The sequence below is a fragment of the Leucobacter sp. genome (assembly GCF_053528595.1).
The window spans coordinates 42935-67886 of the sequence record NZ_JAIVPF010000032.1; the positions used below are offsets into that span (position 1 = coordinate 42935).

The window sequence follows — 24952 nt, forward strand, 5'->3', positions numbered from 1 at the left end:
GAGCGGGTGCCCCGGGCGCCCGCTCGCGGCGTTCCCGTCTGCGATGGCCTAAGGTGGATCCGATGAGTACCGCCGGATTCAGCTTCGCGAGCGGCAACCTCGAGAAACTGCTCGCGCTCCCCAAGTACCTGCTGTCGTTCATCGTCTCCTGGTTCGTGCCGCGCGACGCGCGCCGCTGGGTGTTCGGCAGCGGCATCGGCGTCGGCGAGGGGGCGCTCGCGCTCGCCCGCGCGCTCCGACGGGAAGAACCGGACGCCGAGATCGTCTGGCTCGTCGCGGACGACGCCGAGGGCGAGGCCGCGCGGGCCGAGGGCTTCGAACCCGTCGCGCGGACGGGCTGGGCGGGCTACCTGGCCACGCTGCGCGCAGGCCAGATCGTGGTCACGCACGGTCTCGGCGACGCCAACCGCTTCGGCGTGCACGGCGCCACGGTCGTGCAGCTGTGGCACGGCGCTCCGCTCAAGCGGCTGCACCTCGACTCGCCGGTGACCACCGCAGTGAGCGGGCCCGCGCCGGTGCGCGCCCTGCTGCGGCGCATGTACCTCGCCGGCTCCCGGGAGGTCGACCTCTTCGTCGCGGGATCACCGACGGCCGCCGACCGGCTGCGCTCGGCCTTCCGCGTCGCGCCCGGCAGGGTGCGCGTGCTGGGGGATCCCCGCGATGACGCGCTCGCCGAGCAGGCGCGGGATCCCCGCGCCGCCCGCGCGGCCCGCAGCGCGCTGCTGGGGCTGCTCGGCGCCGCCGGGGCGGCGATCGGCGACGACCGGACCGTGGTGCTCTACGCGCCCACCTGGCGTGACGGCGAGCCGGACCCCGCGGTTCCCGACGCGGCAGCGGCGGAGCGCATCCGGCAGGCCCTCGAGCGTGCGAACGCCCACCTCCTGATCCGATCGCACCCGCTCGGGAGCGGCGCCTACGAGGGGCTGGCCGGAGACCGCATCCACCTGCTCGGCAGCGACGTCGTGCGGGATGTCACTCCGCTGCTCGGCGGGGTCGACGTGGTCGTCACCGATTACTCCTCCCTCGCACTGGACTTCTCCCTGCTCGGGCGCCCGATCGCCTGGTTCGCCCCGGATCTCGAGCGCTATGCCGACACGCGCGGCCTCTACGAACCGCTCGAGGTGACGAGCGCCGGTCGTGTGCTCCGCGACTGGACCGCGGTGGCCGAGCGGATCGAGGAACTGGTGCCGGGATCCCGGGCGTTTCGCGCCGCGGAAGCCGACACGCGGGCCCTCGCGGCCCGATTCCATGCCCGCCCCGAGGGCGACGCGGCCGGCCGGGTGCTCGCCGAGACCCGTCGGCTGCAGCAGCCGGCGCGTGAGCTCGTCGACGCCGATGCCGCGTTCTTCGAGAGCTTCTACGGCCGTCAGGTCGGCTGCAACCCGCTGGCGATCGACCGCGAGATCGCGCGCCGCCTCCCGGCCCTCACCCGTTACTGGAGCGTGACGAGCGAGGGACAGGAGGTGCCGGAGGGCGCGATCCCGCTGCTCGTCGGCGGACGGGACTGGTTCGCCGCCCGGCGGTACGCGCGCCTGCTCGTGGTGAACGACTGGCTGCGGTACGGGTTCCGGCGACGACGCCGGCAGACCGTGCTGCAGACCTGGCACGGCACAATGCTCAAGCACCTCGCGCTCGGGCGACCGGGCGTGGGGCTGCGCACGCGGATCGCGATCCACCGCGAGAGCCGGCGGTGGAGCCTGCTGCTCTCGCAGAACCCGCACTCGACCGAGCAGTTCCGCTCGAGCTACGCGTTCCGCGGCGAGATCCTCGAGACCGGTTACCCCCGCGACGACCGGCTCGCCCGCGCGATGGTGGGCGACGAGCGCAACCCGATCGAGGTGCGCACGGCCCGAGCGGCCCTCGGCGTCGACCCGGGCAGCCGCGTGCTGGTCTACGCACCCACCTGGCGCGACGGCGGGATCACCCTCGTCGACGATCTCGACGTGCGACGCCTCGCCGAGGAGCTGGGCGAGGACTGGACCGTGGTGGCGCGCGGTCACACGCGCACGCACGCCTTCGGCAGCTACGGCGTCGGAGCGCGGGTGGTCGACGCTTCCCGGCACCCGGACGTGAACGACGTGATCCTCGCGGCCGATCTGCTCGTCACGGACTACTCGTCGATCATGTTCGACGCCTCGATCGTCCGGGTGCCGATGGCGTTCTTCGTGCCGGATCTCGCGGCGTACCGCGACCGGGAGCGCGGATTCGCCTTCGACTTCGAGCGCGAGGCGCCGGGGCCGCTGCCGACCCGGCGCGCCGAGCTGGTGGACCTCGCGCGCGAGCTCGCGGAGCGAGGCGCCGATGCCGCCTGGGTGCGAGCCGGGGCCGAACGCGCGGCCGCGTGGCGGATGCGCTTCAATCCCCACGACGACGGCGGCGCCGCCGTGCGCGTGGTGGACGCGCTCGTCGAGCGCGGGGCGCTGCCGGGGGCCTAGCGGGCTCCGGCTCTACCGGGCTCCGGCTCTACCGGGCTCGTTCGTCGTGGTGAGTCGCTCCAGCAGCCGGTCCGGGAGCACGCGGGTGAGCGGGGCGGCGAGCCGGTAGCGCCAGTCGGAGACGACGACCCGCCGGCCGCGGCCGAGCCCGCGCAGTCCCTCGCGCGCGACGCGCGCGACCGGCGCCCAGGCGAGGCGGGGGAGCGCGGGCAGGTGATCCACCCCCATGCGCTCGTGGAACTCCGTGTCGAGCAGTCCCGGGCAGAGCACCGTCACGCGCACGCCGCGTCGGCGGTACCGCGCCCGCAGCGAGCGCGACAGCGACACGAGCGCCGCCTTCGCCGAGCCGTACGTGCCGGCAGGCGTGAACGCCGCGACGCTCGCGACGTTGAGGATCCAGCCGCGGCCGCGCCGCAGCATCCCCGGCACGGCCGCGTGGCAGAGCCGCAGGGGCACCCACGACAGCAGCTCGTGCAGCCTGCGCTCGTCGGCGAGGTCGCTGGCCTCGAATCCGTCGTACACCCCGAAGCCCGCGTTGTTGACCAGGATGTCGACCGGATCGTCGTCGCGCTGCAGCCGTGCCGCGACCCGATCCTGTCCCGACTCCTCGGTGAGATCCGCCGCGAGCACCTCCACGCGCACGCCGTACCGCTCCCGCAGCTGCTCGGCGATGCCCTCGAGGCGAGCGGTGTCGCGCGCGACGAGCACGAGGTCGATCCGCTTCGCGGCGAGCTGGCGGGCGAACTCCCGGCCGAGTCCTGCCGATGCCCCGGTGACGAGCGCGGTGCGGCTCACGGGATCACACCCGCGAACGATCGACCACGCGGCCGCCGCCGAAGAGGATGCCCCGCAGGAAGCCGGCGCCCCAGCTCAGGTGCATGGTGACGAGGGCGACGGCGGTGAGGGCCCGGTCGCGCAGGCCCCGCTGATCCGGGATCCGGGTCACGGCGAAGGCGATCCCGAGCAGGTAGCCGACCGCGGGAAGGAGCAGCAGCGGCCATCCCGAGGCCCAGGGGAGCAGCCCGGCCGTCAGCAGCACGAGCGCGACGAGGCTCGTGGCGATGCCGAGCACGAGCGCTCCGGGCACGAAGAAGCGCCAGGGGTTCGCCCGGCCGTAGCGCCGCACGAGCACCGCGCGCCAGGTGCCGGTGGCGAAGAACTGCCGTGCGAGGTCGCCGAACGAGGCCCGCGGCCAGTAGGTGACGCCCAGCGCGGGTTCGAACCACACCGTGTATCCGGCGCGCCGCAGCCGCAGATTGAGCTCCCAGTCCTCGCCGCGCAGGATCGCGGGGTCGTATCCGCGCACCGCCTCGACCGCCTCCCGGCGGAAGATGCCGAGGTACGCCGACTCCGCCGGGCCCGCGGTGCCGTCGCCGTGATAGGCGCCGCCGCCGAGGCCGAAGGGGCTGTTGTAGCCGCGTGCGATGGCACGCTGCACCGCGCCGAGCCCGGCGGCGCGCATGACGCCGCCGACGTTCGCGGCCTCCTCGCGGCGCAGTGCGGCGATCCCGCGCCGGGTGTAGTCGGGGGTGAGCTCCGAGTGCGCGTCGACGCGCACCACGACGGCGTGCCGGCTCGTGGCGATCGCGCGGTTGAGGCCCGCGGGGATGTCGCGCTCGGGATTGGCGACGAGGCGCACACGCGGGTCCTCCGCCGCGAGGCGGCGAGCGATCTCGTCGCTGCGATCCCGGGACGGACCGAGCGCGAGCACGAGCTCCTTCTCGCCGGCGTAGTCCTGGGCGAGGATCGTGCGCACCGCGTTCTCGAGGAACGCCTCCTCGTTGAGCACCGGCATGACGTAGCTCACGGCGGGTTGCTCCGGCAGCGCGGAGAGGCCGGGAGCGGGGGTCTCGGACGGGGAGGGGAGCATCACCTCAAGATACTCCCACAGGATTCGCCGACTACCCTGGAGGGATGCAGTTGGCGAAGGATGCGAAACGCGCGGTGCGCCTGGCGAAGCGAGTGCTGAAGGGCCGTCGAGCCTACTTCGAGCTGAGGACCCTGCTCGCCGATCGCGAGCCGCTCGCCGAGCAGCACTACCGGGTCGGCGTCTACTTCGCCGACAGCGACGTGAACATCTACCAGATGCGGCAGTGGTACGCCCCGCTGCAGGAGCTCTCGAAGCGGCTCCCGGTGCTCGTGCTGGCCCGCAACGCGGCCGGGGCGCTGCAGCTCACGCGCGAGAGCGGGCTCGACGTGGCGTTCGTGCCGAAGGTGACCGACATCGAGCGGACGATCGAGCAGCAGCGGCTCGACGTGATCCTCTACGTGAACCAGAACACGCGCAACTTCCAGATGATGCGGTACGGCCACCGCTGGCACGTGTTCGTCAACCACGGCGAGAGCGACAAGATGTACATGACCAGCAACCAGCACAAGGCGTACGACGTCGCGCTGGTGGCGGGCGACGCGGCGCGCGCCCGCCTCTCGAGGGTGCTCTGGGACTACGACGTCGAGAGCCGCACGATCCCCATCGGCCGCCCGCAGACCGACCATCTGAGCGGCCGGCCGCCGTTCGAGCCCGACGATCGCACCGTGGTGTTCTACGCGCCGACCTGGGAGGGGGATCGCCCGGCCGCCTGCTACGGCTCCGTCGCGACGCACGGCGAGGCGCTCGTGCGCGGGCTGCTCGGCACCGGGCGCCACCGGGTGGTGTACCGGCCGCACCCGCGCAGCGGTGTGGTGGACGCCGACTTCGGGGCCGCGAACCAGCGCATCATCGCGATGCTGGAGGAGGCGAATCGCCAGGATCCCGAGGCGCAGCACGTCTACGACGACTCGCCGGCGCTCGGGTGGCAGCTGAGCCTGCCTGACGTGGCGATCTGCGACATCTCGGCGATGGTCTACGACCGTCTCGCCACCGGCAAGCCCCTCATGGTGACGCGGCCGCTCGCCCCCGAGGCCTCGGTGGACGAGGGCGGCTACCTGAGCGTCTGCGAGTGGCTCGACGCGGCCGAGACCGGCGACATCGTCGAGGTGCTCGACCGCGTCATCAGCGACGACGCCGCGCGCGAGCGCCTCGGCACCTGGTCGCAGCACTACTTCGGCGACACGTCTCCCGGTGCGCCGACCGCGCGGTTCCACGCGGCGATCGACGCGCTGCTCGCGAAGGCCGAGGAGTGGCGGGGGCGGAGCTGAATCAGGCCGGGTGATCGCTGTTGTAGCGATCCAGCACCTCGTCGATGGGGCCGTCGAGCGCGAGCCTGCCGCCGTCGAGGTAGAGCCCGCGGCTGCAGAAGCGGCGCAGGTCGCGCTCGTTGTGCGAGACGAGGAAGAGGGTCTTGCCCTCGGCGAGCAGCTCCTCGATGCGCCGGTAGCACTTGGCGCGGAAGGCCTTGTCGCCCACCGCGAGCACCTCGTCGACCAGCAGAACGGGTTCGTCGAGCTGCGAGATGAGCGAGAACGCCACGCGCACCTTCATCCCGCTCGAGAGGTGCTTGAACGGGGTGTCGATCACCTCGTCGGCGCCGGCGAAGTCGATGATCGAGTCGAAGCGCTCGGCGATCTCGCGCTTCCCGAGACCGTGCAGCCCCGCGGCGAGATGCACGTTGTCGCGCACCGTCAGGTCGCCGACGAAGCCGCCCGTGATCTCGATCAGCGGGGCGACGCCCCCGCCCACCTCCACGCTGCCCTCGTCGGGGAACAGCACCCCGGCGACGAGCTTGAGCAGGGTCGACTTGCCCTGGCCGTTGCGGCCGACCACGCCGATGGCCTCCCCGGCGCGCACCTCGAACGAGACGCCGCGCAGCGCCCAGAACTCGCCCGGCCGGCTGCGGCGGGAGCGTCCGGCGAAGAGATCCTTGAAGCTGCGCCGGGATCCCCGATTGCGCCGGAAGCGCACGCCCAGCCCCTGCGCCGAGATGATGGTCTGCCCGGTGACGATCGATGCGGTCCCCATCACAGCTCCTTCAGGACGCCGCCGATGGTTCGGCGGAAGACGATCACGCCGGTGGCGAGGATGGCGAGCGAGAGCGCGGCGGAGACCCCGATGAGCGGCCAGTCCAGCTGGTCGGGGAAGAACCCCGCGCGGAACAGGGCGAAGATGCCGGAGAGCGGGTTGAGCCACGCCAGGGGCTGGGCGAAGCCCGGGAGGTCGGCGGCGCCGTAGATGACGGGCGACGCGTAGAAGAGCACGCGCAGGATCAGCTTCGCGGCCCGCTCGACGTCGCGGAAGAACACGGTGAGCGGTGCGATGATGAGGCCGATGCCGAGCGTGAGTGCGGTGAAGAGCAGCACCGCGACCGGGAACAGCAGCAGCCCCCACCCGGGCTTCGCGCCGGTGGCGATCGCGAAGGCAGCGAGCACCGGGAGGCTGAGCAGGAACTCGATGCCCTTCGAGCACACGATGCGTCCCACCCAGATCCAGTGCGGCAGCGACACCGAGCGCACCAGCTTCACGTCGCGCAGGAATGCGCGCGTGGAGTCCGAGACCGCGCCGTTGAACCACACCCACGGCAGCATCGCGGTGAGCAGGAAGACGATGTAGGGCTCCTCGCCGACGGTGCGCGAGAAGACCTGGGTGAAGATGAACCAGTAGATGAGGCTCATCAGCAGCGGGTCGAGGATCGACCACAGGTATCCCAGCAGCGACGTGGAGTACCGCACCTTGAGGTCTCGGCGGCTCAGCAGCCACAGCGAGGACCACGCGCTCGCGCGCAGCGGCCGGAGCTCGGAGGAGGAAGTCACAACAGCTATTCTGCCGGTTCGGAGGGCCACGGCGCGCATCGGGGCGTGCGCGGCGCGGTGCGCGGACGCCGCAACTCGGAGTGCACGCCCCGACGCACATCCGCTACGCACGTTCCCGGTCCGATGATTTGCTAAATTAGAACGCGTGCCGCCCGAAACCACGTCTGCCATGCCCATTCCCGAAGCGGAGTCGGAGGGGCGATCGCCGCGTACGGGTCGTATCCAGGTGCCGGTCCCCTCGGTGGTGCGCGCCCGCGAGCGCGGGCGCATCGCCGAGCAGAACCCCGTGGTGCTGCGCACCGAGATGCTCACCAAGACCTACGGGAGCCTGATCGCGGCAGGCGACGTGTCGATCGAGGTGCACGCCGGATCGTTCACGGGCATCGTCGGCCCCAACGGCGCGGGCAAGACCACCACGCTCTCCATGATCAGCGGCCTGCTGCGCCCCACCTCCGGCCGGGTGACCGTGGGCGGCGTCGACGTCTGGTCGGACGGGCCGGCGGCGAAGCGGCTCATCGGCACGCTGCCCGACCGGCTCCGGCTCTTCGACCGGCTCACGGGTGCGCAGCTCCTCTACTACTCGGGCGTGCTCCACGGCGTTCCCGAGGCCTCGGTGGCCCAGCGCTCGGCCGAACTCGCGGCCGCGTTCGGCCTCGAGTCCGCGCTCGGCCGTCTCGTCTCCGACTACTCCGCCGGCATGCAGAAGAAGATCGCCCTCGCGTGCTCCATGATCCACGCGCCCGAGGTGCTCGTGCTCGACGAGCCCTTCGAGACCATCGATCCCGTCTCGGCGTCGAACGTCACCGAGATCCTGGAGAAGTACGTGGGCGGCGGCGGCAGCGTGGTGATGTCGAGCCACAGCCTCGACCTCATCCAGCGGGTCTGCGACCACGTCTCGATCATCGTCGACGGCAGCGTGATCGCCCAGGGCACGGTGGACGCGGTGCGCGACGGCCTCAGCCTGGAGGAGCGCTTCACGAAGCTGACCGGGATGAGCGACGCGAGGAAGGGGCTCGAGTGGCTGCACGGCTCTTCCGACTCCGTCTAGCGCTGCTGGGAGGGGACTTCCGGGGATCGTTCGGCAGGGGCCTGCGCACCTCGCTGTGGTACCTCGTACTCGCCGCCGCCGCGGTGCTGCTGGCCTATCTGCCCGCGCGCCTGCTGCCCGCGGGTGAGGATCGCGCGCTCGTCGACACCATCGTCGGCTCGCTCGTGCTCGCCGCCGTCTTCCTGGTGCCGTTCTTCGAGAACCGCCGCCACCTCGAGCCGCGGCAGTTCGCGCTGTTCCCGTCCGGTCCCGGATCGATCGCCGTCGCACTGCTCCTGACCTCGATCGTGAGCTGGCCGTTCCTGCTGCTCGCGGTGTGGCTCGTCGCGCTCGCGATGCTGCGTCCCGAGTGGCACCAGCCGGGCTGGCTCGCCCCCGCGGCGCTCGTACTCGCGGCGCTCCTCGCCGTCTGCAGCGCCCGCGTGATGTCGGCGCTCTCCAGGCTCCTCGCCGGTCAGCGCTTCGCCGGTGCCGTGCGCACGGTCGGCGCGGTGCTGTTCGTGGCGTTCCTGCCCGTCGCGGTGTTCGCCGGCGCGACGGTCTTCGGTCCCGAGGGCCGCGACGCCGCGGCCGATGCGGCGGAGGTGGCGGGCTGGACGCCGTTCGGCGCGCCGTTCGCCGCGCTCTCGCTCGCGGCCTCGGGCGACGTCGACGGCGCCGTGCTCCGGCTCGCGGTGGTCGCCGGTGCGATCCTGCTGCTGATCGGACTCTGGATCCCGATCGTCTGGGTGTCCAATCAGCACATCGAGCGCCCGGTCGATCCGGGAGCGGCGCGCACCGGCCTCGGCTGGTTCGAGCGCTTCGCCGCCCGACCCGCCCAGGTGATCGCGGCGCGTCAGCTGACCTACTGGGCCAGGGATCCCCGTTACCGGGTGGCGCTGTTCGCGATCCCGATCGCCCCGATCGTCATGATGCTCGCGTTCTGGGTGGCCGGCGCGGATCTGCGCACGCTGTCCCTCGTGCCGCTGCCGGTGATCCTGCTGCTGCTCGGCTGGTCGCAGCACAACGACGTCTCCATGGACTCGACGGCCATCTGGGAGCACGTGGCCAGCGGCATCCGGGGTCGCGCCGACCGCGCGGGCCGGCTCGCGCCGGTGCTGATGCTCGGCGTGCCGATCGCCCTCATCGGATCGAGCCTCACCGTGACGGTGCTGGGGGACTGGCGGGTGCTGCCCGCGGTGCTGGGCATGAACCTCGCGGTGCTGTTCGTGTCGAGCGCCGTGTCGAGCGTCTTCTCGGTGCTGATGCCGTACCCGGCCACCCGCCCGGGCGACAGCCCCTTCGTGCAGCCGCAGTGGTCGGGCTCGGGATCGGGGCTGGCGCAGACCCTCTCGATGCTCATCGCCCTCGTGCTGGCCGTGCCGCCCGTGTGGTTCTCGGTGCTCGCGCTCATCGACGTCGGCTTCGTGCAGAACATCTGGGCCCTGGCCTTCGGCATCGGCTACGGCGCCCTCGCGCTGCTGCTCGGCGTGCTCATCGGCGGATGGATCTTCGACCGCAGCGGGCCCGAACTGATCGCGGTGACCCAGGTCTTCGACTGACGGGGGCCGCGCGGCCGGGCAGGAGTAGAATGGCCGCATGGGTATCTTCACGCGACGAGACTCCGACCCCGCGGGGGGCACCGACGTGCTCGACCGCGAACTCGAGAAGCTGCTCGAGGACGCGCAGATCGAGGACGGCGACCACGAGCGCTTCTCGCACTACGTGCCGAAGGACAAGATCCTCGAATCGGCCGTGACGGGGAAGCCGGTGCGCGCGCTCTGCGGGAAGAAGTGGACCCCCTCGCGCGATCCCGAGAAGTTCCCGGTGTGCCCCGACTGCAAGCGGGTCTACGAGCGGATGAAGGGCTGATCCGACCGCGTCCGTCGGAGCGGCCGTGCCCGCCGCGTCCGCCCTGCGGTGCCCGGCCCGTCTAGCGGTACTCGGTGGGGATCGCGGGATCGCCGCGGGTGAGGCTCATCGCGACGAGCGGCAGTTCGCGCACGCGCAGCGCGTGACGCTCGCGGGCGGCGGCGATGCCCTCCGCGCCGGTGTGCCCCGCCTGCACCGCGCCGTCGACGACGAGCGGTACGAGCACCTCGCGGGCGCCCCCGCCGGTGGTCTCGGCGAGCTCGGACCCCTCGCTCTCGCCGCCGGGGCCGTCTCCCAGGAGGATCAGCTCGGCCGTCGCGACGCCGCGCGCATCGTATGCGCGGCGCACGCTCTTGCGGCCTCCCACGGAGACCTTGTCGGCCGACTTCTTCGCGACCGAGACCCACTCGCCGGCGTCGTCCTCGTGCGCGACGAGCTTGTACACCATGCCCATCGTGGGCGATCCCGAGCCGACCACCACGGAGGTGCCCACGCCGAAGCTGTCGACCGGTGAGGCGGCGAGTGCCGCGACCGTGTGCTCGTCGAGGTCGTTGGTGACGGTGATGCGCGTGCGGGTCGCGCCGAGCTCGTCGAGCAGGCGGCGCACGCGCGCGACGACGACGGGCAGGTCGCCCGAGTCGATGCGCACCGCCCCGAGCTCCGCGCCGGCGACCTCGACCGCCGTGCGCACGCCCTGCTCGATGTCGTAGGTGTCGACGAGCAGGGTGGTGCCGGTGCCCAAGGCCGCGACCTGCGCCTCGAAGGCGTCCCGCTCGCTGTCGTGCAGCAGGGTGAAGCTGTGCGCGGCGGTGCCCATCGTCGGGATGCCGTAGCTGCGGCCGGCCTCGAGGTTGGAGGTGGCGCTGAAACCCGCGATGTAGGCGGCGCGCGCCGCGGAGACGGCGCTGCGCTCGCCGGTGCGGCGCGAGCCCATCTCGGCGAGCGGCTTGCCGCCCGCGGCGTGCGTCATGCGGGAGGCCGCGGTGGCGACCGCCGAGTCGGAGTTGAGGATGCTGAGTGCGAGGGTCTCGAGCAGCACTCCCTCGGCGAAGCTCGACTCGACCGTGATGAGCGGGGAGCCGGGGAAGAAGACCTCGCCCTCCGGATATCCCCAGACGTCTCCGCTGAAGCGGAAGTCGGCGAGCCAGTCGAGCGCGGCGTCGCTGACGATGCGCTGCTCGCGCAGGAAGTCGAGCTCGTCTTCGGCGAAGCGGAAGCGCTCGATCGCCTCGAGCAGCCGTCCGGTGCCGGCCACCACGCCGTATCGCCTCGCACCCGAGAGGCGCCGTGCGAAGAGCTCGAAGACGCTGCGCCGGTGCGCGGTGCCGGCCTGGAGCGCCGCGTCGACCATGGTGAGCTCGTAGTGATCGGTGAGGAGAGCCGTCGAGGTGTGCACGTCGCCAGCATATCCGGTCGTCGGTGCGGGCTAGCGGAAATCCCGGGAGGTGATGCCGGCGGGCGAGGCGAGCGGCTCGAAGGCGTCGGCGATGATGTTGACCACGCCCTCCGGGGAGCGCTCGACCGCGCCCCGGATCACGAGTGCGGGGGAGGATCGGGCCACGAGCCGGTTGCGCAGCCAGACGTCCCGCCACGTCACCACGTTGACGCTGCCGGCTTCGTCCTCGAGCGTGACGAAGACGATGCCTCCCGCGGTGCCCGGCCGTTGGCGATGCGTGACGAGGCCCGCGACCTCCACCATCGTTCCCGGGCGCGTGCGCCGCACCCGGTCCGAGCGCACCACGCCCCGTGCGTCGAGCGATTCGCGCAGCAGCGCGAGTGGGTGCGCCGCGAGCGGGATCCCCGTCGTCCACAGGTCGAGCGCGGTCTGCTCAGCGGGATTCAGCACCGGAAGCAGCGGCGGCTGCACGTGCACCGCGATGCCGGGCAGGAACCGCTCGCGGTTGTCCGCCGCCGGCACGGCCGCCCAGAGGGCCTCGCGGCGTCCGATCCCGAGGCTCTCGCAGGCGCCCGCGGCGGCCAGCGCCTCGATCCTGCCGCGGTCGAGATCGGCCCGGCGGGCGAGATCCGCGAGGTCCGCGAACGGGGCCTGCTCGCGCGCCCGGGTGATGCGCTCGGCGGCCTCGAGTTCGATGCCGCGGATCCCGGTGAGGCCGAGCCGCACCGCGAAGGCCCCGTCGCGGCGGTGGGCGCCGCTCGTGTCCGGCGCATCCGGGTCGAAGGGCCCGACAGGCGGTTGCGTCTGGGCGATGCAGGCGTCGGAGCCGGTGCTGCGGGCGCGGGGAGCGGGCGCTCGATCTGCGGATGCTCCGGCTGCGGGCGCTCGATCTGCGGATGCTCCGGATGCGGGCGCTCGATCTGCGGATGCTCCGGATGCTCCGCCTGCGGGCGCTCCGTCCGTGGATGCTCCGTCCGCGATCGCTTCGAGTTCCGCTTCCGCACCCGAGCGCTGCACGTCGGGCGGGCGCACCTCGACGCCGTGGCGCCGCGCATCCTGCACGAGCTCCCGCGAGGAGTAGAACCCCATGGGCTGCGAGCGCAGCAGTCCCGCGAGGAAGGCCCCGGGATAGTGCAGCTTGAACCAGGAGCTGACGTAGACGAGCAGGGCGAAGCTGAGCGAGTGGCTCTCGGCGAAGCCGAAGTCGGCGAAGGACTTGATCTGCTCGTAGAGCCGGGCGGCATCCTGGTCCGTGATCCCGTTCCGCTTCATGCCGGCGAAGAGCTTCGCCTCGAGGCTCTCGATCCGCTCCTCGCCGCGTTTCGAACCCATGGAGCGGCGCAGCAGGTCGGCGTCCTCGGCGCTGCAGCCCCCGATCGTCGTGGCCATCTGCATGAGCTGCTCCTGGAAGATGGGGATGCCCAGGGTGCGCTCGAGCACGGGCTCGAGCAGCGGATGCGGATAGGTGACCGGCTCTCCCTCCCGGCGACGCAGGTACGGGTGCACCGCGCCGCCCTGGATGGGGCCGGGGCGGATGAGCGCGATCTCGATGACGAGGTCGTAGAACGTGCGGGGCCTCAGTCGCGGCAGGGTGTTCAGCTGGGCGCGGCTCTCGACCTGGAACACGCCGACGGCGTCGGCCCGGCACAGCATGTCGTAGACGCCGGGCTCCTCTTTGGGGATCGTGTCGAACGCCCAGCGCTCGCCCGTGCTCGCGGCGACGATGTCCATGGTCTTCTGCAGCGCGCTGAGCATGCCGAGGCCGAGCAGGTCGAACTTGACGAGCCCCATCGTCTCGCAGCTGTCCTTGTCCCACTGCAGCACGGTGCGCTTGTCCATGCGGGCGTGCTCGATGGGGCAGACCTCGCCGACGGGTCGCTCGGTCAGCACCATGCCCCCCGAGTGGATGCCGAGGTGCCGGGGAGCCTTCAGGAACTGCCGGGCCAGCTGCTGCACGGGCGCGGGAATCGGGCTGTCGGGGTCGTCCTCGATCCCGCCCCACCGCTCCAGCCCCTTGGTCCAGGCCCGCTGCTGGCCGGGGCCGTAGCCGAGGGCCTTGGCCGCGTCGCGGATCGCGGCCTTGGGGCGGTAGCTGATGACGTTCGCGACCTGCGCCGCGTTGCGCCTGCCGTACTTCTCGTAGACGTACTGGATGATCTGCTCGCGCTTCTCGGAGTCGAAGTCGACGTCGATGTCGGGCTCCTCGTCGCGCATGCTCGACAGGAAGCGCTCGAAGGGGAGCCGGTAGAAGATCGCGTCGACCGCTGTGATCCCGAGCACGTAGCACACGGCCGAGTTGGCGGCGGATCCGCGCCCCTGGCACAGGATCCCTCGGCTCCGGGCCTCTCGCACCAGGTCGTGCACGATGAGGAAGTAGCCGGGGAACTCCTTCTTCTCGATGACGGCGAGCTCCTGCTCGAGCCTGGTCCGGTGGCTCTCGGGGAGGGACGCGCCGTAGCGGCGCCCGGCCCCCTCCCACACGAGCCGGCGCAGCCAGCTCATCTGCGTGTGCCCCTCGGGCAGCTCGAGCCTCGGCAGATTGGGGCGGGCCGCCTTGAGTGGGAAGGCGAGCTCGCGGGCCAGGGGCACGGTGCGGGCGACCGCGTCGGGGTAGCGCGCGAAGCGGCGGAGCATCGCGGCGCCGCTGCGCAGGTGGGCGCCTCCCGAGGCGGGCAGGTGCGGATCGAGCTCGTCGAGGCTGCGTCGCGCCCGCACCGCGGCCATGGCCTCGGCCAGCCGCGCCTGGGCTCGGGAGGCGTAGTGCACGTTGCCCGTCGCGATCGTGGGGAGCCCGCGTTCGGCGGCGAGGCCGGCGAGGCGTGCATTGCGTGGATCATCGCCGGGGTGCCCGTGGTGCGTGAGCTCGACGTAGACGTTGTCGGCGCCGAAGAGAGCGGTGAGGCGGTCGAGCTCGGCCAGCGCCGGTGCGTCGCCGGCCCCGCGGGTCGAGGGACCGCCGGCGCCGATCATGCCGGCCGCGCCGATCCCGCCGGTCGCATCAAGGGCGCGGCGCACCGCGCCCTTGCGGCAGCCCGTGAGGATCACCCACTCGCCACCGCCGGCCTCGGCGAGCGCCTCCAGGTCGTACACGGGACGTCCCTTCTCGCCTCCGGCCAGCTGCGCCTCCGTGATCGCACCGGCGAGACGGTGGTATCCCTGCGCACCGCGGGCGAGCACCAGCAGGTGCGTTCCCGCGGGATCGGCGGCCCCGAGCTGCGGCGCGTCGAGCCCCAGGGAGAGCTCGGCCCCGTAGACGGTGAGGAGCGAGGCGCCGCGCTCTCCGTCCCGGTCCTGGTCCCCGTTCCTGTGCGGGTTCCCGTCCCCGCCCCGGTGCTCGTCCCCGTGCGCGCTCTCGTGCTCGTTCCCGTCCTCGTTCCCGTCCCGATTCCCGTCCTCTGTGCTCCCGTTCTCGTGCTCGTCCCCGCTTCTGCCCTTCGCATCCTCCCGGTCCCTCCTCGCCTGGGCCTCGGCCGCCTCCGCGAAGCGGGCGGCCCCGTAGAAACCGTCGTGGTCGGTGAGCGCGAGCCCGGTGAGTCCCAGTCGCGTCGCCTCGGCGATGAGCTGCTCGGGAGCGGAGGAACCGTCGAGGAAGCTGTAGTGGGAGTGCGCGTGCAGCTCCGCGTAGGGCACCGCGGGTTCGTCTGAGCGAGGCTCCGCCCGAGACGACGGCGTTGCGACTGCGGCCGCTTCGGCGCGCTGGGACTCGGAGGGGGATGCCTCCTGCGCAGACGCCGGCGGACGCAGCGAGAGCCGGCGCTCGAATTCATCCCAGGGGATGGGGGAGTTGTTCCATCTCATCGCGGTTCCTCAGTCGTAGCGCCCCTCGGCGAGCCAGCGGCCTCCCTCGCGGAGCAGCAGCCAGGCGTCGCCGTCGGCGAGCTGCAGCTGCAGCCTGAAACGCTCGGGGGCGCCCCGCCACCAGCCCTCGCGGATGGCCCAGGGGGGCGACCAGTCGCTCACCGGCTCGGTGAACTCGGTGCTCGCCACTCGGAGACGGGCCGGATGCGCGGTGAGCAGATCCTCCTCGTCGATGCTCACGGGGAGGTCCTCGGCGTCGGTGAGCTCCGCGGGGAGCGGTTCCGGGAACACCAGGCTGGGCATCGGTCCGGGCAGCGCGCCGGGCCAGGGGCCCGCGGCCGAGGCGCGCGATCCTCGTTCCCCGGCCCGGCCCGTGCTCCAGGGGACGAAGCGCTGCCGGTCGGAGAGCAGCCGGCTCCCGGCCAGCTCCATCGTGCCCACGCCGGTGTGCCCGAGGCGGCTCTGCACGCGGCTGAGGTGGTGGTGCACGCGCTCGTCGGGTTCCGTGCTCCACAGTCCCGGCTCGTGCGCCGCGGCCCGGTCGGTGTGGGCGGGGACCAGCCGCACGTGGGCGACGCCCGCCGCCTCCCGTCCGCTGTCCCGCGCCGTGGACCCCGCCGACATCGCGGAGGCCTGCCAGCGCACCCGGTTGACCGCATCGGCGGCCGTGAAGCGGTGCGGGTGGGACCACACCCGCTCGTGACGCACGCCGATGTCGTCGGTGAGCTCGACCCGGAGGGCGGTGCAGACCAGACGCTCCTCCGCGAGTCCGGAGATGAGACGTTCGGTGAGGGCGACGCAGGCGAATGCGAGCTGCTCTGCGCTGTCGAGCGGGGGCTCGAGGGGGAGCTCGACGGCGAGCTCCCGCACCGGCGTGCGCGGGAGCACCTCGGAACCGTGCTGGGGACCCGAGGCCGAGGCCCGACGGTGCGCGGCGACCCCTTCCGCGCCGAAGCGCTGCCGCACCGCGTCTTCCGGGAGCGCCGCCAGCGCGCCCAGCGTGCGGATGCCGAGCCCGTGCAGGAGCTCGGCGAAGCGCGGCTCCGCGGCTCGCCCCACCGGCAGCGCGCCGAGGAAGGCCCGGGAGGCGCCGGGCGGCACGATGCGCACGCCCGTATGCGGTGCGGTGACGCCGGGATCGGCCGAGGAGGCTCGCGCGGCCTGCTCCGCCGCGAAACGCCCGTCGGCGATCCCGACCCTCGCCTCGGGCAGGCCGAGCTGCTCCGCGCACCGCAGGATCGCGGCGGCGGCGCGCTCCTCATCGCCGTAGTAGCGTGCCGGCCCGCGGGCGCGGAGCGCGCAGAGGCCCGGGCGGAGCGGTTCGACCCCCGGCACGAGGCGCTCGAGCGAGGCGATCACCGGGGCGAAGCGCCGTTCGTCGACGCCGGGATCGTGGGGGTGCACCTCCAGCTGCGGGCAGCGGGCCTGCGCCTCGTTCTCGCGCAACCCGACGCGCACGCCCTCCGCCCTGGCCGCGGCCGAGCAGGCCGTCACGCGCCGGTTCGCGATCAGGGCGACGGCGGTGGCGTCCGATCCCGCCGCCGGGGCGTGCTCCGACTCGCGCAGGTGGGCGTGCACCGGCCAGTCGGGCACCCAGAAGACGATGATCCGCTCGGCGGAGGGCTGTTCGGGGGCGTTCATCGGGGCACCAGCCTCTGCACCGGAGGAGTCTCCGGATCCGCGAGCGCACCGCCCGAGAAGCGCACGACATGCCGTTTCGCCCCGCGGCGATCCAGCGTCTGCACGGCGAGCTCCCGCTCCTCGAGCAGACCGTGCCCCTGGCCGAGCCCCCGCCACCGGGAGGCCGAGACGCGCAGCGTGCACTCCGCGCGCGGCCAGTCGCCCACCGCGACGAGTGCGGAGCCGTGCTCGCGGAGCCGCGCCGAGATCCGCTCGACATCACCCGGACGGGGCCGGGCCGGCGGGCGCAGCAGCACCACGGTGAGCACCTCGCTCAGCGCCCCCGCGAGGCCCAGCGCCTCATCGCCCGGGTGGGGGACGAGCACGCAGCGGTCGAGTGCGACGCCGAGCGCGGCAGCGGCCTCTGCGCCGAATGCGGGGCAGCCGATCACCCCGCACCAGGATCCCGAGGAGGAGGCTTCGGCCAGCAGCGCCAGCGCCAGTTGGTGCGAGCCCAGCACCGAGTAGCTCGCGCCGCGGCGCAGTGCGCCTCCGGGGAGGAGCGGTCGCAAGCCGGGGGAGGTGGGCAGCGCGCGATCGTCGAGCCGCAGCGGCTGCATCTCGGTGATGCGCTGCTGCAGCGAGCGGACGGTCGCGACGGAATTCATGCAGCCATATTCGAACATATGTTCGAATAAGTCAACCTCGACGCGGGTGGGCGCGCCGGGCTCCGGAACGCCCGCGAAGACGGCGTAGGATGGGGGAGATGAACGAGGACGAGCTAGACGATTACGAGCGCGAGGCCGAGCTGTCGCTGTTTCGCGAATACCGCGACATCGCCAGCCAGTTCCGGTACGTCGTCGAGACCGAGCGCCGCTTCTACCTGGCCAACGAGGTGGATCTCAAGCGGCAGGACGCCGGGAGCGACTTCTACTTCGAGCTCTCGATGACCGATGTCTGGGTGTGGGACGTGTATCGCGCCGACCGCTTCGTGAAGTCGGTGCGGGTGCTCACCTTCAAGGACGTGAACGTCGAGGAGCTCTCGGCTCGGGAATTCTCCCTGCCGCAGGAGCTGGCGCTCGACGAGTAGCCGCGAACTCTCCGTGCGCCGCTCACAATCACCGTGCGCGGCGGGCGACGAAGAGTTCTCCACGGATCCGCCCGGCGCACTCCGCCGCTGAGGCCGGCTCTGCGAGAGTCGAGGCATGACCTCGCCCCGCATACTGCTGATCGCTCCCTTGCTGGTGGTGATCCCGCTGCTCGCCCACGGTGCGGGAGTACCGTCTCCGGGCCTCGTCGCGAGCCCCGATGCGCAGCAGGCGTCCGCGCCTCGGGGATCAGCCGGGACGCCCGACGCGGCGGTGCTGTGGGTGCCTCCGGTCGGCGGGTTGTTCGAGGTGTCGGGGCCGTATCGCGCGCCGCCGCACCGATACGGCTCGGGGCATCGCGGCATCGACCTCGCGGCGAGCCCCGGTCAGGCGGTCGTCGCTCCCGCGGCGGGGACGGTCTCGTACTCGGGGCGGGTCGTCGATCGCGGCGTTCTATCGATCCGGGTGGACGAGCGCACCGTGTACACGCTGGAGCCGGTGAGCAGCGGGCTCTCGGCCGGTGCTGCCGTGACGAGCGGAGCCGTGCTCGGTGAGGTCGCGAGCGGCGGGCACTGCCTGGCCGAGTGCGTGCATCTCGGTGTGCGCGTGGACGGCGAATACGTCAATCCGCTGCGCTATCTCCTGCGTCGCCCCGTACTGCTGCCCCTCGGGCGAGTCGTGCTCGACTGAGTCCGGGCCCGGGCCCGGGTCGGGTGGCGGGCGGAGTCCCGGAGGCGACGGCGCGTTCTGCGTGCTGCGGTTCTGCGATGCGGCACCGGACGGCGTCAGGCGCGGGGATGCGCCTGACGGTAGCTCTGGGTCAGTCGTTCGGTGGAGACGTGCGTGTAGACCTGCGTGCTCGAGAGGCTCGAGTGCCCGAGCATCTCCTGCACCACGCGCAGGTCGGCGCCGCCGTTCAACAGGTGCGTCGCCGCCGTGTGCCGGAAGGTGTGCGGTCCGCGGGGGCCACCCCCGGGCTCCTGCTCGAGCTCGTGGGACACCAGGCGGTACACCGCGTTCGGCCTGAGCGGTCCGCCGCGATTGCCGAGGAAGAGCGAACCCTCGTCGGGGCGTTCGGCCCGCGCTGCGAGTGCGGGCCGGGCCGCGTCGAGGTAGTCCTCGATCGCTCGTGCAGCGGGCGCCCCCAGGGGGACGACGCGTTCCTTGCCGCCCTTGCCGAGCACTCGCACCGTGCGCTCCCTGCGGTCGAGGCCGGTCACCGGGAGGGAGCAGAGCTCCGACACGCGCAGCGCGGTCGCGTACAGCAGCTCGAGTACCGCGTGGTCGCGCATCTGCACGGGGTCCCCGCTCTCCGCTCTCCGCGCGGCGCGGTCGAGGATGCGCGCCATCTGCTCGTCCGCGAGTACGCGCGGCAGCTCGCGCGGCGCCTTCGGGGAGCGCAGCCGGGAGGCGGGATTGCCCGGGACCAGCCGGCGCAGTTCGAGCCAGCCCCCGAACGACTTCAGCGTGGCGACGTTGCGGGCGAGTGTACTCGGGGCGAGGCCGCGCTGCTGGCGGTCCCAGAGCCAGCCGCGCATGAGCTCGAGGTCGCAGTCGTCGACCGTCGCGGCTTCCGCGGTGCCGTGCCCGGCGAAGAGCGCGAAATCATGCAGGTCGCGCCGGTACGCGCGCACCGTGTGCTCGGAGTAGCCGTATTCGAAGCGGACGGCGTCGAGGAAGGAGTCGATCGCTGCCGTCAGTCGCATGCTCTCATTCTCCCCGCAGCAGGGCCCAGCGGTCCTCGGCCGCGCCCGGCGTTTCGCGACGGGCGGCAGTCCCGGCGCAGATCCGTCGGTCCAGACGGCCTCAGGGGGGCCTGCGCCCGTCTGCGGCTCACCGGTGTCGCCGCGCTGCACGTGGGCGCTGCTTTCCGGTGCGAGGGGATCATCGGTGTTCCACCCGCGTAGGATGCCGGCCACGATGATCGGGCCATCGGCAAGCAGGGGGTGAGGATTCTCCTCGGAGCCGCTTCTCAACTGCGTAGGGAAAGCGTAGCAATATGTAGAATGTAATCCAGTTCTGATAATTCTGATGCAGGATTCTCAACAGGACCTCGGACGCCTGGCCGGGCGGTCATTCCCCACCCGATGGAACGACGTCTGCTCTCCGGCGTTCACAGCCCTATCCCGCCGGTCGCCGCAACCCGGACGGAAGAGGAAGAGAGAGTAGTGACCTTTTGCAGAACGGGGGAGCGTGATGAGAGCTGAGACTCAGTTGCTGCGGGAGCACAGCGCCATGGAAGCCGCCAAGCCCGTCGACGAGGTGCTCCCGTCGTATCGAGGACGCCTGCGAGCGGCGCTCGAATGGCCGGGCCTGAACCCGGTGCCGTTCCCGGTGAGCCGCGGCCTCGACCTCGCCGTGCAGTGGTTCGCACCCGCACGAGTGGCGGTCGAGCAGACCACCCTCCTGCATCACAGTGAGAGCGAGCTGCTCGAGTACGCGGTGCGGCATCGCGGCGATTCCGAGTTGCACCTCCGTTCGATGGACGACCTGTGGCTGTCGTCCTGCCCGGTACCGAGCGGGCATGACCCGCTGCTGGTCGTGACGAGGAACGGGCACCATCGGCACCTGGTCTTCGAGACCATCGGATACCCGCGAGTCCGAGGGCTCGTTCGGGGGTGCCTTCCGGATACCTGGCAGGTACGGCGGGAAGACGCTCGATGGGTGCGGCTCTTCCTGCGGCTCGGTATCGCCGAGCTGCGCCGTTCGCATGACCCGGGTGCGTTCACACTCATCGATCCAACCGGATGCGTCGGGTGGGTGCTGCCACCGGGGGAAACGCCGACCGCTCATCTGGTGGGCGAGGTCGTGGAGCGCATGGCGCGGCTCGAGTCCGTCATCGGGGCAGTGCAGGACAGCAGGGTCGCGGTCCTCCGAGATCCCGATGCGCTGCGCCGGCAGCTCGCCGCCCTCGGACTGTGCACGAGGATCACGCTCATGTTCTCGCGTCGTACGCGCGCCTGAGCACAGCTGCGCTCGCCGGTGGGCGCCGCGCTCACCGGTGGGCGCTGCGCTCGCCGGTGGGCGCCGCCTTTCGTGCACCTGCCGCCGGAGCGAACCCTTTCCTGAGCGCGGCGGAGGCATCCGATGCCGATCTGCACCTCGGCTACGAACTCGGCGGGTGCACCGATCCGGGGCAGGATCCGATCGCCGATTCCGGTTGCACGCGCTCATTCTCGCCGCAGCAGGGCCCAGCGGTCTTCGGCGGCGCCCGGCGTTCCATGACGGGCGACGGCCCCGAGCAGTTCGAGCTCTGCCAGTGCGGATCGCGCCTCCGCGATCTCGAGCCCGGCCCGGCGCGCCACCTCCACGACGTCGCGGCTCCCGCGCAGCGGCAGCGCGTCGATCACCCGCCGGTGCCGGGCGGGCTGCCGGGCGGACCCGGACCCGTCGACGGCTTGCGCGTCGAACAGCATCGGTTCATCGGAGAGACCGAGGAACTCGCGCGCCTCGGCGCCGTTCGTCACGAGCGTCGCGCCGTATTCCCGGAGCAGCCGGTGGCACCCCGCGGAGGCCGCGCTGGTGACCGGGCCGGGAACCGCCCCGAGCGGCCGCCCCAGTTCCGCCGCGTGCCCGGCGGTGTTGAGGGATCCGGAGCGAACACCTGCCTCGGTGACGAGCGTGGCCCGCGCGAGCGCCGCGATCGACCTGTTGCGCTGGAGGAACCGCCAGCGCGTGGGTGCCGATCCCGGCACCATCTCGGAGCAGACCGCCCCGGACTCGGAGATGCGCTCCAGCAGCCCGCCGTGAGAACTCGGATAGGGCATGTCAGCCCCGCCGGCCAGCACGGCGACGGTGGGCGCGCCGAGCGCGAGCGCGGTGCGGTGGGCGACCGCGTCGATGCCGTAGGCCGCGCCGGAGACGATCGTCGTGCCCGCTTCGCAGACGCTCTCGGTGAGCTCCGCGGTGATGTGGGAGCCGTAGCCGGTGCAGGCGCGCGCCCCGACGACCGCGAGGGAGAGTCCTGTGAGGATGGCGGGGTCGCCGCGGACCCAGAGCAGGAGCGGGGCGTGGTCGCCGAGGTCGTCGAGTGCGGACGGCCAGTGCTTCGATTCCGGCGTGACGATCCGCATTCGGGAGTCGAGGGCGCGATCGAGGTCGGCGATGGTCGCCGCGCGATCGAGTCGCAGTCTCCAGCGCTTGAACGCCCGGGTGAGCTCGGACGGATCGGGATCGGCTCCCGCGGCTGCGTGCACGAGTTCGCGGACGCGGACGATCGGAGCATTCGATGCCAGCAGGTCGAGCGCCGGTACGGCCCCGAGCGCTCCGATGAGCCCGCCCGCGATCGCGTCTCCGGGCTCGACGAGCCGGGCCCACACGATCCGGGCCAGCAGCGTGTCGGCCGGTGCAGGCGGATCCGAGGCGGTCATGCCTGATCCGTACGAATCCGAGCCCGCCGCGCCTGAGCCGTCCGCATCCGGAGAGGCGCCCAGCTCGGCCTCGGCCACCAAGCGCGCGAGCCGGGGGAGGAACTCGGAGCCGGCACAGATCAACGACCCGGCACGGCCCGATCGGCGGATGCCGGCCCGCGTCCCGGTGCCCCGTATCCCGGTGCCCTCCTGAATCCCGACGCCCTCCTGCCGTTCGGCCGCATCGCGCTGCTCGGTGAGCGAGTCCTGCCTCATGAGCGAGCCCGGCCCGGCGACCTCGCGCCGCTCGCCGCCCGCGCCCCGCCCGGACCCGCTCGTGAGTCCCGTGCGGCTCATCCGGCATCGCCTCCTCGCAGCACGAGCGCTCGCGCGAGCTCGTTCCTGCCCGGACGTTCGGTGCCGTCGAGATCGGCGAGGGTCCAGGCGACGCGGAGCACCCGATCGTAGCCGCGCAGGGTCAGCGAACCCCGCGCCAGCGCGCGGTCGAGCACCGCCGTGTCGGCGCGCGGCAGTCGCGCCTCGGAACCGCGCAGCCAGTTGCCCGGCACCTCGGAGTTCACCGCCCACGGCGTGCCCCGAAGGCGCTGCGACGCGCGAGCGCGAGCGGCTGCGATGCGCCGGCGCAGCTCGCGACTCGAGGGGGCGGGAACGCCGGATTCCTGCTGCAGCACGCTCGACACGCGCCGCACGGTGAGGCGCAGGTCGATGCGGTCGCTGAGCGGGCCGGAGATGCGCTGCAGATACTTCACGCGGACGCCGGGGGAGCAGCGGCACTCCTGCGCGGTGTCGGGCGAACCCGCGTTGCCGCAGGGGCAGGGGTTGGCGGCGAGCACGAGCTGGACGCGCGCGGGGAGCACGGTGCGCAGGCGGGCGCGGTGGATCTCGATGCGGCCCGACTCGAGCGGCTGCCGCAGCGCATCGAGCACGCTGCGCGGGAACTCCGGCGCCTCGTCGAGGAAGAGCACCCCGTGGCAGGCGCGGGTGATGGCGCCGGGACGCACTCCGCCGCTGTCTCCGCCGCCGATGATGGAGACCGCCGACGCGGTGTGATGCGGCGCCTCGAACGGCGGGCGGCGCACCAGGCGGGTGAGCGGTACGCCGCCGAGGGCGGCGATGCTGCTCGCCGTGAGCGATTCGTCCGGGGTGAGGTCGGGGAGGATCGTGGGCAGCCGCGAGGCGAGCAGCGTCTTGCCCGCGCCGGGCGGGCCGAGCAGCGAGAGGTGGTGCCGTCCGGCCGCCGCGATGACGAGGGCCTCCACCGCCTCGGGCTGCCCCACGACATCGGACATGTCGAACGTCGCTTCTCCGGCCGGCGGAGCCGCTTCATCGTGCCTCGGGAGGGCGGCGCCGTCGAACTCTCCCCGGTACCAGGCGACCGCACTGGCGAGGTCGGGCACCGCGATGACCTCGATGCCAGGAACGAGGGCGGCCTCGGCCCCGTACGAGGCGGGCACCATGACGCGGTGGAAGCCGAGCGAGCGGGCGGCGACCACCGCTGGGAGCAGACCGGCGGGGCGCCGCAGTTCGCCGTCGAGGCCGAGCTCGCCGAGGTGGGCGACACCGGAGAGGCGGTGGGACGGGAGATGGTTCGAGGCGGCCAGCGCCGACAACGCGATGGCCAGGTCGAAGCCGGAGCCGTGCTTCGGCAGCGAGGCGGGGCTGAGGTTGATCGTGAGAAACCGGTCGGAAAGAGGCAGCCCGACCTGCGCGGTGGCCGTGCGCACCCGGAGCTTGGCCTCCGCCAGTGCGGTATCGGGCAGGCCGATGATGGCCATTCCGGGGAGCTGTTGCGAGACCGCGGTCTCGACCATCACCGGCGTGCCCTCGAGCCCGGTGAGCGCGACCGATGCCGCGCGGCAGACCGCCGTGCTCATGAGATGCCCCGCAGGTGTTCGATGTGCGGCTCGGCGCCCGGCCGGAGCGTGACGCCGATGGCATCGACGCGCAGCCCGCGCGAGCGGGAGTCGTGGAGGCGGGCCCACTCGAGCAGCAGCCGCCTCAGCCGATCCGCCTTCTTCGCGGTGATGGCCTCGAACGGATGGCCGTATCCTGCTCCGCTCCGGGTCTTCACCTCGATCGCCACGAGCGTGCCCGAGTCGTGCGCGATCAGGTCGAGCTCACCGTGTCGCGTGCGCCAGTTGCGCTGGAAGACACGATAGCCCCGCTCCTCGAGGTAGGCCGCCGCGATCGACTCGCCGCGGGATCCGAGCGCCTGGTTGTGTGCTGCGGTTGGGTTCATGAGGCACCTCCTGGCCGCCCATCATCGGCGGTCGGGCGCATCGTGCGAAAGCCGATTCGGGCGCATGTGGATAGGTTCGCGAGCCTGCGCGCAGATGAGCCGGCTGTGAGCGGACTACTCGTGCTGCCGCGCCCACCGCACCTCGGCTGCGGGCGACCGCAGCGGACGATGCTTCTCCACAGGAGATCGAATATTTCTCGAAGGTTCTTCTTCAGGAACCTGCTCCCGGATGGAGCCGGCGCGGAACGAGGGGACAGGAGCAGGCGGCGAGCGGGGCGGTTGTCCAGCCCGGATCGACCCGGATGCCGGGCGGTTGTTCTTCGCGCAGTTGCGGGGTCCAGGGGATTGGATCCTGCGACTGCGTTCGCTGCGCTCTCTCCGCGCAGGATGACAAGACCGGTCCGGGATCTCTCCGCGCGGG

20 protein-coding genes are annotated in these 24952 nt (G+C 72.4%); 8 read left to right on the forward strand and 12 right to left on the reverse strand.

The genetic code is table 11. The annotated features are described in order from the left end of the window. Positions 1 to 62: 62 nt before the first annotated feature. A complete protein-coding gene (locus tag ACWKZU_RS06495; protein WP_449281587.1) occupies positions 63 to 2435 on the forward strand; it encodes a CDP-glycerol glycerophosphotransferase family protein in 2373 nt (790 codons plus the stop codon). A gap of 12 nt (positions 2436 to 2447) precedes the next feature. Here the strand turns inward: ACWKZU_RS06495 and ACWKZU_RS06500 are convergent, their stop codons facing one another. Both ACWKZU_RS06500 and ACWKZU_RS06505 read right to left on the reverse strand, forming a co-directional pair. After that, positions 2448 to 3230: an SDR family NAD(P)-dependent oxidoreductase gene (locus ACWKZU_RS06500; RefSeq protein WP_449281588.1), complete on the reverse strand. Its 783-nt coding sequence runs from the start codon at positions 3228 to 3230 to the stop codon at positions 2448 to 2450. 4 nt (positions 3231 to 3234) lie between these two features. After that, positions 3235 to 4305 carry a glycosyltransferase family 2 protein gene (locus ACWKZU_RS06505; protein ID WP_449281649.1) on the reverse strand — a complete coding sequence of 357 codons (1071 nt, stop codon included), beginning with the start codon at positions 4303 to 4305 and terminating at the stop codon, positions 3235 to 3237. A 44-nt stretch (positions 4306 to 4349) separates the two neighbouring features. On the opposite strand from ACWKZU_RS06505, the gene ACWKZU_RS06510 reads away from it, so the two are divergent. After that, positions 4350 to 5573 carry a hypothetical protein gene (locus ACWKZU_RS06510; protein ID WP_449281589.1) on the forward strand — a complete coding sequence of 408 codons (1224 nt, stop codon included), beginning with the start codon at positions 4350 to 4352 and terminating at the stop codon, positions 5571 to 5573. A gap of 1 nt (position 5574) precedes the next feature. Here ACWKZU_RS06510 and ACWKZU_RS06515 read toward each other — a convergent pair whose 3' ends face one another. Then, positions 5575 to 6333, reverse strand: coding sequence for an ABC transporter ATP-binding protein (locus tag ACWKZU_RS06515; RefSeq protein WP_449281590.1), 759 nt, complete (start codon positions 6331 to 6333; stop codon positions 5575 to 5577). Next, positions 6333 to 7121, reverse strand: a complete 789-nt coding sequence (locus ACWKZU_RS06520) for an ABC transporter permease (RefSeq protein WP_449281591.1) — start codon at positions 7119 to 7121, stop codon at positions 6333 to 6335. Before ACWKZU_RS06520 ends, ACWKZU_RS06515 begins: the two co-directional genes overlap by 1 nt. A gap of 169 nt (positions 7122 to 7290) precedes the next feature. Between ACWKZU_RS06520 and ACWKZU_RS06525 the strand changes: the two genes are divergently transcribed. The 3 genes from ACWKZU_RS06525 to ACWKZU_RS06535 are packed head-to-tail and all read left to right on the forward strand — an operon-like array spanning position 7291 to position 10020. Beyond that, a complete protein-coding gene (locus ACWKZU_RS06525; RefSeq protein WP_449281592.1) occupies positions 7291 to 8169 on the forward strand; it encodes an ABC transporter ATP-binding protein in 879 nt (292 codons plus the stop codon). After that, positions 8139 to 9710: a hypothetical protein gene (locus tag ACWKZU_RS06530; protein ID WP_449281593.1), complete on the forward strand. Its 1572-nt coding sequence runs from the start codon at positions 8139 to 8141 to the stop codon at positions 9708 to 9710. The genes ACWKZU_RS06525 and ACWKZU_RS06530 overlap by 31 nt, the downstream gene beginning before the upstream one ends. Before the next feature lie 37 nt (positions 9711 to 9747). Continuing rightward, positions 9748 to 10020, forward strand: coding sequence for a DUF3039 domain-containing protein (locus ACWKZU_RS06535; protein ID WP_449281594.1), 273 nt, complete (start codon positions 9748 to 9750; stop codon positions 10018 to 10020). A 61-nt stretch (positions 10021 to 10081) separates the two neighbouring features. Here ACWKZU_RS06535 and ACWKZU_RS06540 read toward each other — a convergent pair whose 3' ends face one another. From ACWKZU_RS06540 to ACWKZU_RS06555, 4 genes are read right to left on the reverse strand one after another with little or no spacing between them, the layout of a single operon-like run. After that, positions 10082 to 11416 carry a nicotinate phosphoribosyltransferase gene (locus ACWKZU_RS06540; RefSeq protein ID WP_449281595.1) on the reverse strand — a complete coding sequence of 445 codons (1335 nt, stop codon included), beginning with the start codon at positions 11414 to 11416 and terminating at the stop codon, positions 10082 to 10084. Positions 11417 to 11446: 30 nt separating this feature from the next. Continuing rightward, a complete protein-coding gene (locus ACWKZU_RS06545) occupies positions 11447 to 15214 on the reverse strand; it encodes an error-prone DNA polymerase (RefSeq protein WP_449281596.1) in 3768 nt (1255 codons plus the stop codon). Between the two features lie 9 nt (positions 15215 to 15223). Further along, a complete protein-coding gene (locus ACWKZU_RS06550; RefSeq protein WP_449281597.1) occupies positions 15224 to 16855 on the reverse strand; it encodes a DNA polymerase Y family protein in 1632 nt (543 codons plus the stop codon). Beyond that, positions 16852 to 17502 carry a hypothetical protein gene (locus tag ACWKZU_RS06555; protein ID WP_449281598.1) on the reverse strand — a complete coding sequence of 217 codons (651 nt, stop codon included), beginning with the start codon at positions 17500 to 17502 and terminating at the stop codon, positions 16852 to 16854. Before ACWKZU_RS06555 ends, ACWKZU_RS06550 begins: the two co-directional genes overlap by 4 nt. A gap of 98 nt (positions 17503 to 17600) precedes the next feature. On the opposite strand from ACWKZU_RS06555, the gene ACWKZU_RS06560 reads away from it, so the two are divergent. Both ACWKZU_RS06560 and ACWKZU_RS06565 read left to right on the forward strand, forming a co-directional pair. After that, positions 17601 to 17924: a DUF2469 domain-containing protein gene (locus ACWKZU_RS06560; protein ID WP_119074439.1), complete on the forward strand. Its 324-nt coding sequence runs from the start codon at positions 17601 to 17603 to the stop codon at positions 17922 to 17924. Positions 17925 to 18039: 115 nt separating this feature from the next. After that, positions 18040 to 18612, forward strand: coding sequence for a murein hydrolase activator EnvC family protein (locus tag ACWKZU_RS06565; protein WP_449281599.1), 573 nt, complete (start codon positions 18040 to 18042; stop codon positions 18610 to 18612). Between the two features lie 95 nt (positions 18613 to 18707). Here ACWKZU_RS06565 and ACWKZU_RS06570 read toward each other — a convergent pair whose 3' ends face one another. After that, positions 18708 to 19628, reverse strand: a complete 921-nt coding sequence (locus ACWKZU_RS06570; protein ID WP_449281600.1) for a tyrosine recombinase XerC — start codon at positions 19626 to 19628, stop codon at positions 18708 to 18710. Positions 19629 to 20118: 490 nt separating this feature from the next. On the opposite strand from ACWKZU_RS06570, the gene ACWKZU_RS06575 reads away from it, so the two are divergent. After that, the gene (locus ACWKZU_RS06575) at positions 20119 to 20886 is read left to right on the forward strand and encodes a hypothetical protein (protein WP_449281601.1); all 768 of its coding nucleotides are present in this window, start codon (positions 20119 to 20121) and stop codon (positions 20884 to 20886) included. A gap of 206 nt (positions 20887 to 21092) precedes the next feature. Here the strand turns inward: ACWKZU_RS06575 and dprA are convergent, their stop codons facing one another. From dprA to ACWKZU_RS06590, 3 genes are read right to left on the reverse strand one after another with little or no spacing between them, the layout of a single operon-like run. Then, entirely contained in the window at positions 21093 to 22628 is a 1536-nt protein-coding gene (gene dprA / locus ACWKZU_RS06580; RefSeq protein ID WP_449281602.1) for a DNA-processing protein DprA, read from the reverse strand. Then, a complete protein-coding gene (locus ACWKZU_RS06585; protein WP_449281603.1) occupies positions 22625 to 24166 on the reverse strand; it encodes a YifB family Mg chelatase-like AAA ATPase in 1542 nt (513 codons plus the stop codon). Before ACWKZU_RS06585 ends, dprA begins: the two co-directional genes overlap by 4 nt. Further along, a complete protein-coding gene (locus ACWKZU_RS06590; protein WP_449281604.1) occupies positions 24163 to 24531 on the reverse strand; it encodes a YraN family protein in 369 nt (122 codons plus the stop codon). Before ACWKZU_RS06590 ends, ACWKZU_RS06585 begins: the two co-directional genes overlap by 4 nt. Positions 24532 to 24952: the final 421 nt, after the last annotated feature.